This window comes from Nocardiopsis sediminis (assembly GCF_042650565.1).
In the GTDB taxonomy this organism is placed as follows: Bacteria; Actinomycetota; Actinomycetes; order Streptosporangiales; family Streptosporangiaceae; genus Nocardiopsis_B; species Nocardiopsis_B sediminis.
The window spans coordinates 1091590-1097589 of record NZ_JBHSBH010000015.1 but is presented as its reverse complement, the minus strand read 5'-3'; the positions used below and the strand labels follow the sequence as shown (position 1 = coordinate 1097589).

The window sequence follows — 6000 nt, the reverse complement described above, 5'->3', positions numbered from 1 at the left end:
GGCCCCCGGCCGGCTCCGTGACCTCCCTCGTACGCGGAGCCGGTGGGTCGGCACGCCCGGCCTCCCTCATGGCCTGCGGCGTGCCCGTGGCGCGGGGCGAAAGCCCGGGGCAGGAACCGAACCCTACGCCTTCGCGGCGCGCCGCGGGAGGGTGCCCCGGCGCCGGGGCGGCCGGGAGAGGGGAGGTGCCGGTGCCGGTGCTCCTATGCCGAGGTCCGGGGCGGTGACAGTCGGAACACATAGCGGTCGGTGTAGGACCGGCCGGTGCTCCTATGCCGAGGTCCGGGGCGGTGGTAGCCGGAACACGTAGCGGTCGGTATAGGAGCGGACGTCCTCGCCGTTGGCGAAGAGCTCGCCGATGAAGCGCTGCCAGCGTCCGGCGAGGGCGGGGTCGGTGAAGCGGATCGCCCCGTCGACGAGGCCCCGCTCTGTGTGGAGGACCTCGTAGAGGGCCTGCGCGCCGATGACGATCACCTCGGGAAGGGGGGCCGAGGTTTCGAGGGCGCTCAGGGCCGCTCCGGGCACCACCCGGACCGGGTGGCCGCATTCGGCCTGGATCCGCAGGCGGTGCAGTTCCCATTGCAGGTAGGGGGTGAGGGGCTCCTCCACCACGCGCACGCGGTGCAGAGCGGCGCAGCCGTGCTCGTCGCCGCGCACCTGCGCCCGTAACCTCGGGCGGTGCCGTTCGAGGAGGCGGAGCGACTCGTCCCACCGGCCCCGCTCGAACGCCTCCCAGCTGGGATGGTCGCGCTCCCTGGCGTGCTGGCGCCGTTCGAACCGCCAGGACCTCTGAGCGGGGGCCTCTCTGCGGCGCCGGAGGAGATCGCTTTCGAACTCCTCGTTGGACAGCCGGACGCCCCGTTCGGGGGCGAGTTCGAGGGCGGTGAAACCCCGGTCGGCCGGGCGGGTCCGGTCGGGGTGGCCAGGGGTCTGCGTGCTCATGGGGTGACGGTAACCCTCGCCGATACGCCCTGTCAGGGGAATGTGCCAGTGAGGCGAAAACGGCCCCGGCCGCCGCCCGCGCCCCCTGATGGGGCGGGACGGCGGCCGGGGCCGTGCGTCAGCCGGGCCGGCCAGGTGGCCGGCCCGTTGACGGCGGTCCGGTCAGTCGTCTTCGTCGTCGTCCAGCCGGGCCAGCCAGGTGGCCAGCCGGTCGACGGCGGTTTCGAACTCCGGGTTGAGGTCGGTGAACGTGCGGAGCTGGTCGGCCAGCCAGGCGACGGACACCTGGTCCTCGCCGCGCCGGTTCTCCAGCTCCTCGATCCCCCGGTCGGTGTAGTACATCAGGACATCACCGGATCCGCGCCTAGTCGGTCGGCGGGAACACGGTGTTGACCAGCGCCTGCTGCTCGGCCTCGTGCCGCTTGCCCGAGCCCGCCGCCGGCGACGAGCCGGCCGCGCGGGAGACCCGGGTGAAGGGGCGGTCGAGCTGCTCGGAGAAGACCAGCGCCACGAACGGCCATGGGCCCATGTTCGCCGGCTCCTCCTGCACCCACAGCACCTCGCCGGCGTTGGGGTAGGCGGCGAGCTGCTGGCGGATCTCCTCGATCGGCAGCGGGTACAGCCGCTCCACGCGGATGATCGCCGTGTGGGAGTCGCCCGTGCGCTTCCGTGCGGCGTCGAGGTCGTAGTACACCTTGCCCGAGCACAGCACCACGCGGCGGACGCTCTTGGCGTCGATACCGGAGGAGTCCGGGATCAGCGGCCGGAACGACGAGCCCGAGGTGAAGTCGACCACGGCCGAGGTCGCGGCCTTGAGTCGCAGCATCGACTTGGGCGTGAACACGATCAGCGGCCGCCGGTAGGTCGACTTCACCTGCCAGCGCAGCAGGTGGAAGTAGTTCGCCGGGGTGGTCGGCATCGCGACGGTCATGTTCTCCTGGGCGCACAGCTGGAGGAAGCGCTCGATGCGCGCCGAGGAGTGGTCGGGCCCCTGGCCCTCGTAGCCGTGCGGCAGCAGCAGGGTGACGCTGGAGCGCTGGCCCCACTTCTGCTCGCTGGCGCTGATGTACTCGTCGATGACGCTCTGCGCGCCGTTGACGAAGTCGCCGAACTGCGCCTCCCACGCCACCAGGGCGTCGGGCCGCACCACGGAGTAGCCGTACTCGAAGCCCAGCGCCGCGTACTCGCTCAGCAGCGAGTCGTGGACGTAGAACCGCGACGTGCCCTTGTCGAACTGCTTGAGCGGGGTGTGCACCTCGCCGGTGTTGCGGTCGACGAGGGCGGCGTGCCGCTGGCCGAAGGTGCCGCGGCGGGTGTCCTGGCCGACCAGCCGGACCGGGTGCTCGTCGATGAGCAGCGATCCCAGGGCCAGGGTCTCGCCGGTGGCCCAGTCGATGGCGTCCTCTTCGACCATCTGCGCCCGGCGCTGGAGCTGCGGCTGGAGCCTCGGGTGCGGCGTGAAGCCCTCGGGCAGGTTGACCTGGGTCTCGATGACCTGCTTGACCACCTCGTGGGTGATCGAGGTGTCGACCGCGGCGTGGTCGATCCGGCCCTCGTCGAACACCTCGGGCTTGATGACCGACCCCGGCTCGACCGGCTTTTTGCCGGCCTCGCGGGTCTCGGCGAAGGCGCGCTCCAGCTGCTGCTGGTAGTCGCGCAGCGCCTGCTCGGCCTCCTCGACGGTGATGTCGCCCCGCCCGATCAGCGCCTCGGTGTAGAGCTTGCGCGTGGACCGCTTGGCGTCGATGACGTCGTACATCAGCGGCTGGGTGAACGAGGGGTTCTCGGCCTCGTTGTGGCCCCGGCGGCGGTAGCAGACGAGGTCGATGACGACGTCCTTGTTGAACGCCTGCCGGTAGGCGAAGGCGAGCTGGGCCACCCGGACGACCGCCTCGGGGTCGTCGCCGTTGACGTGGAAGATCGGCGCCTGCACCATCCGCGCGACGTCGGTGGCGTACACGCTGGAGCGGCTGTCGGCCGGCGAGGTGGTGAACCCGACCTGGTTGTTCACGATGACGTGCACGGTGCCGCCGGTGCGGTACCCGCGCAGCTGCGACAGGTTCAGGGTCTCGGCCACCACGCCCTGGCCGGCGAACGCGGCGTCGCCGTGGATGAGCAGCGGCAGCACGGTGAAGCCGTGCGGGCCCTTGTTCAGGATGTCCTGCTTGGCGCGGACGATGCCCTCGGCGACCGGGTCGACGGTCTCCAGGTGGCTCGGGTTGGCCGCCAGCGAGATCGCGATCTTCTCGCCGTCGGCGGTCTCGAACGTGCCCTCGGTGCCCAGGTGGTACTTGACGTCGCCGGAGCCGTGGGCGCTGCGCGGGTCGAGGTTGCCCTCGAACTCGCCGAAGATCTGCCCGTAGGACTTGCCGCAGATGTTGGCGAGCACGTTCAGCCGGCCGCGGTGGGCCATGCCGATGACGACCTCGTCGAGCTCCGCCTTGGCGGCCCGGGTGATCACGCCGTCGAGCAGCGGGATCAGGGACTCCCCGCCCTCGAGCGAGAACCGCTTCTGGCCGACGAACTTGGTCTGGAGGAACGTCTCGAACGCCTCGGCGTTGTTGAGCCGGCGCAGGATGTGCAGCTGCTCGTCGCGGCCGACGCTCTCGTGCTCACGCTCGACGTGCGCCTGGATCCACTCCCGCTCCTCCGGGCTCTGGATGTGCATGTACTCGATACCCACCGTGCGGCAGTAGGTGTCGCGCAGCACGCCCAGGATGTCGCGGAGCCGCATGACCTGCTTGCCGCCGAAGCCCCCGGTGGGGAACTCGCGCTCCAGGTCCCACAGGGTGAGCCCGTGCTCGAGGACGTCGAGGTCGGGGTGGCGGCGCTGCTCGTACTCCAGCGGGTCGGTGGCCGCCATGAGGTGGCCGCGGACCCGGTAGGCGTGGATCAGCTCCTGGACCCGGCTCGCCTTGTCGAGCTCGTCGCCGCTGCCGACCGAGATGTCCTGCACCCAGCGCACCGGCTCGTAGGGGATGCGCAGCGACCGGAAGATCTCGTCGTAGAAGCCGTCGTCGCCCAGCAGCAGCTGGTGGATGCGGCGCAGGAACTCGCCCGACTGCGCGCCCTGGATGATCCGGTGGTCGTAGGTCGACGTGATCGTCATGACCTTGCTGATCGCCAGCTTGTTCAGGGTGTCGGGGGAGGCGCCCTGGAACTCGGCCGGGTACTCCATGGCCCCGACGCCGAGGATCGTGCCCTGGCCCGGCATGAGGCGCGGAACCGAGTGCACGGTTCCGATGCCGCCGGGGTTGGTCAGGCTGATCGTGGTGCCCTGGAAGTCGGGCACGCCCAGCTTGTTGTTGCGGGCCTTGCGGACGATGTCCTCGTAGCCGGTCCAGAACTCCTTGAAGTCCATGCCGTCGGCGGCCTTGATGCTGGGCACCACGAGCTGCCGGGAGCCGTCGGGCTTCTGGAGGTCGATGGCCAGGCCGAAGTTGACGTGCTCGGGCTTTGCGACGCCCGGCTTGCCGTCGACCTCGACGTAGGAGTGGTTCATCTCCGGCATCGCCTGGAGCGCCTTCACCATGGCGTAGCCGATGAGGTGGGTGAAGGAGACCTTCCCGCCTCTGCCGCGCCGCAGGTGGTTGTTGATGACGATGCGGTTGTCGAAGAGCAGCTTCACCGGGACCGCGCGCACGCTCGTGGCGGTCGGCAGGGAGAGGCTGGACTCCATGTTGGTGGCGGTGCGCGCCGGTGCGCCCCGCAGCCGCTCCTCGGTGACCTTCAGCGCGTCGTCGCCGCCGGAGGCGGCGGGGGCCGCCCCGGAGGAGGCCGCCGCTGCCGGCTTGGCCGGGGCCGCCGCCGGCTTGGCGGCCGGCTTCGGTGCGGCCTTGGTGCCGCTCTTGGCAGCGCTACCCGCTGCCGGGGCACCGTTGCCCGTTCCATTGGAGGCCTTGGTGGCGCCGGACTTGTAGTCGGCGAAAAAGTTCCACCATGCCTTGTCAACCGAGTTGGGGTCCTCGAGGTACTTCTGATAAAGCTCCTCGACCAACCACTCGTTCGGGCCGAAATCTGTCAGGGGTTGAGACGCCTCAGACGACACGGCGGAGATCGCCCTCTTCCGCAGCTCGCTTGTGAATGTGTGTATGCAGAGATGGCCGCTACCCAGGGCGGGCACAACGCGCGGCGGCTCCACAAGGCCACCCAGGACACACGCCCGGTCAGCAATCTCACTTACAGGCTACTTGTCCGGGCATAGCGATGGGGACCCGAGGTCGGCACGGGACTGGGAGATACCTAACAATCCTTCACAAACGTGCGGGTCATCAGGGCTTCCAGGCGGCCGTGACCTCGGGGTTCATGGCGATAGGCGGGGTGTGGGACGCGGTCCCCACTCGGCGGGCTGACCCCACCATTCCCGCTCACGGCCGCCGCTAACCGCACCCGGGAGGCCCGATCGGCCGGAACCCGGGCGCCCCCGGCGGCGTCTCAAGGGGTGTGCGCGGCGCGGGCAGGACGGCTGGTCCCGGCGTCCGGCGGGCCACGGGGGTTCCGCCGGGCGCGGGAGCAGGCCCTGCCGCACACGACCGGGCCCCCGGCCGTTGCGGCCGGGGGTCGGAGTTCTCAGAGCTTGCCGTGGTCCCAGCTCGCGGTCCGTTCGACCGTGACGAGGACCGCCACCCGCTTGCGGCCGCTGTGGGCCAGGCCGGCCTGCATATCGGGGGTCGCCAGCGACTCCGGCGCGGCGCCGGTCATCGCCGCGGTGACGGCGGTGCCCACCCGCAGTACGCTCTCAGGGTCGGTGCGCAGCTCGGCGCGGCCGTACAGCACGACCCCGCGCAGCTCGTCGTAGGCGTCACCGTCGTCGACCAGGCAGGTGATGCGGTCGTCGCGCCGCAGGTTGACCGCCTTCTGAGAGGCGGCGTAGGTCCAGAAGGCGAGCCGGCCGTCCACCATGGCGTAGAAGAGCGTCGACAGGTGCGGCTCGCCGTGCCGGCCGATGGTCGCCACCTGAACCTTCCGGTGGCCGCCGAGGAAGCCGGCCACCTCATCGGGGCTCAGCCGGATCTGCGCGCGTCGATTCCCGGCGCCGGTCGGTGCGTTCTCGGGCAT

4 protein-coding genes are annotated in these 6000 nt (G+C 70.7%); all 4 read right to left on the bottom strand.

Going from position 1 to position 6000, the window contains the following annotated elements:
- Positions 1-270: 270 nt before the first annotated feature.
- A complete protein-coding gene (locus ACFOVU_RS27390; protein ID WP_378538175.1) occupies positions 271-942 on the bottom strand; it encodes a DUF6879 family protein in 672 nt (223 codons plus the stop codon).
- A gap of 162 nt (positions 943-1104) precedes the next feature.
- Positions 1105-1284: a DUF6104 family protein gene (locus ACFOVU_RS27385; protein WP_378538174.1), complete on the bottom strand. Its 180-nt coding sequence runs from the start codon at positions 1282-1284 to the stop codon at positions 1105-1107.
- A gap of 22 nt (positions 1285-1306) precedes the next feature.
- Positions 1307-4990: a multifunctional oxoglutarate decarboxylase/oxoglutarate dehydrogenase thiamine pyrophosphate-binding subunit/dihydrolipoyllysine-residue succinyltransferase subunit gene (locus ACFOVU_RS27380; protein WP_378538173.1), complete on the bottom strand. Its 3684-nt coding sequence runs from the start codon at positions 4988-4990 to the stop codon at positions 1307-1309.
- Between the two features lie 521 nt (positions 4991-5511).
- Positions 5512-6000: a pyridoxamine 5'-phosphate oxidase family protein gene (locus ACFOVU_RS27375; RefSeq protein WP_378538172.1), complete on the bottom strand. Its 489-nt coding sequence runs from the start codon at positions 5998-6000 to the stop codon at positions 5512-5514.